Genomic DNA, 2,003 nt, shown 5'->3' with positions numbered 1-2,003 from the left:
GCCGGAGGGCAGTCTGCCGGGCCGTTGTGACGGCTGGGTGTCAGCCTCGGGTCAGCTTCTTGTACGTGGCCCGGTGCGGACGGGCGGCGTCGGCGCCGAGCCGCTCGATCTTGTTCTTCTCGTACGACTCGAAGTTGCCCTCGAACCAGAACCACTTGCTCTCGCCCTCGTAGGCGAGGATGTGGGTGGCCACCCGGTCCAGGAACCAGCGGTCGTGGGAGATGACCACGGCGCAGCCGGGGAACTCCAGCAGGGCGTTCTCCAGCGAGGAGAGCGTCTCGACGTCGAGGTCGTTGGTGGGCTCGTCGAGGAGCAGCAGGTTGCCGCCCTGCTTGAGGGTCAGCGCCAGGTTCAGGCGGTTGCGCTCACCACCGGAGAGCACGCCGGCCGGCTTCTGCTGGTCCGGGCCCTTGAAGCCGAAGGCCGACACGTAGGCGCGGGACGGCATCTCGACCTGGCCGACGTTGATCCAGTCCAGACCGTCGGAGACGACCTCCCAGAGGGTCTTCTTCGGGTCGATGTTGGCGCGGGTCTGGTCGACGTAGCTGATCTTGACGGTCTCGCCGACCTTGACCGTGCCGCTGTCCGGGGTCTCCAGGTCCTGGAGCATCTTGAACAGGGTGGTCTTGCCGGCGCCGTTCGGGCCGATGATGCCGACGATGCCGTTGCGCGGCAGGGTGAAGCTCAGGTCGTCGATCAGGACCTTCTCGCCGAAGGCCTTGTTGAGGTTCTCGACCTCGATGACGACGCTGCCCAGGCGCGGGCCCGGCGGGATCTGGATCTCCTCGAAGTCCAGCTTCCGCATCTTGTCGGCCTCGGCCGCCATCTCCTCGTAGCGGGCCAGACGCGCCTTGGACTTCGCCTGGCGGCCCTTGGCGTTGGAGCGGACCCACTCCAGCTCCTCGCGGAGGCGCTTGGCGCGCTTGGCGTCCTTCTGCCCCTCGACCTTGAGGCGCGACTGCTTGCTCTCCAGGTAGGTGGAGTAGTTGCCCTCGTAGCCGATCGCGCGGCCGCGGTCGAGCTCCAGGATCCAGCCGGCCACGTTGTCCAGGAAGTACCGGTCGTGGGTGACGGCCACGACGGTGCCCTTGTACTTGGCCAGGTGCTGCTCCAGCCAGTTCACCGACTCGGCGTCCAGGTGGTTGGTGGGCTCGTCGAGCAGCAGCAGGTCGGGGGCCTCCAGCAGCAGCTTGCAGAGCGCCACGCGGCGCTTCTCGCCACCGGACAGCTTGGTGACCGCCCAGTCGCCGGGCGGGCAGCCCAGGGCGTCCATGGCCTGCTCCAGCTGGGCGTCCAGGTCCCAGGCCTCGGCGTGGTCCAGCTCCTCCTGGAGCTTGCCCATCTCGTCGAGCAGCTCGTCCGAGTAGTCGGTCGCCATCAGCTCGGCGATCTCGTTGAAGCGGTCGAGCTTCCCCTTGATCTCCTTGACGCCGTCCTGGACGTTCTCCAGGACCGTCTTGGTCTCGTCCAGCGGCGGCTCCTGGAGCAGCATGCCGACGGTGAAGCCGGGCGAGAGGAAGGCGTCGCCGTTGGAGGGGTGCTCCAGGCCGGCCATCATCTTCAGCACGGTGGACTTACCGGCGCCGTTGGGGCCCACGACGCCGATCTTCGCTCCGGGGAGGAAGCTGAGCGTCACGTCGTCAAGGATGACCTTGTCTCCGTGAGCCTTGCGCACCTTGCGCATCGTGTAGATGTATTCCGCCACGTGAGATCGCTCCGGCGTCGTCGGGAGTATTCGGCTTGCAGCCTTCCATTGTGCCGCACCCGGCCCCGAGCCCCGAATCGCCTGGATGACCCCACCGGGGTATCCGGAAGTGCTCCCCGGCCGCCCCGGCCCCGCCGCCCGGACCGCTGCTGCCCGACGCCCCCGCTCCCGCCCTCCCGGCCGCCTCTCCGGGGTCGGCACTCCGCGGTCCGCACTCCGCCCGCCCCGTGACCGCCGCCCCCGGAGCCCCCGCCCGGGAAACGCGACGGCCCGGCTCCCCGCAGCGGGTGCGGGGAGC

At 68.9% G+C, this 2,003-nt stretch carries 1 protein-coding gene; it reads right to left on the bottom strand.

Going from position 1 to position 2,003, the window contains the following annotated elements:
• Window positions 1-40: 40 nt before the first annotated feature.
• The gene (gene ettA, locus ACFU6K_RS37845; RefSeq protein WP_380671026.1) at window positions 41-1,705 is read right to left on the bottom strand and encodes an energy-dependent translational throttle protein EttA; all 1,665 of its coding nucleotides are present in this window, start codon (window positions 1,703-1,705) and stop codon (window positions 41-43) included.
• Window positions 1,706-2,003 lie beyond the last annotated feature (298 nt).

It is taken from the genome of Kitasatospora sp. NPDC057512 (assembly GCF_042802135.1).
GTDB lineage: Bacteria > Actinomycetota > Actinomycetes > Streptomycetales > Streptomycetaceae > Kitasatospora.
Note: the sequence above shows the minus strand (reverse complement) of the source record. Positions and strands in the feature narration are given on the sequence as shown.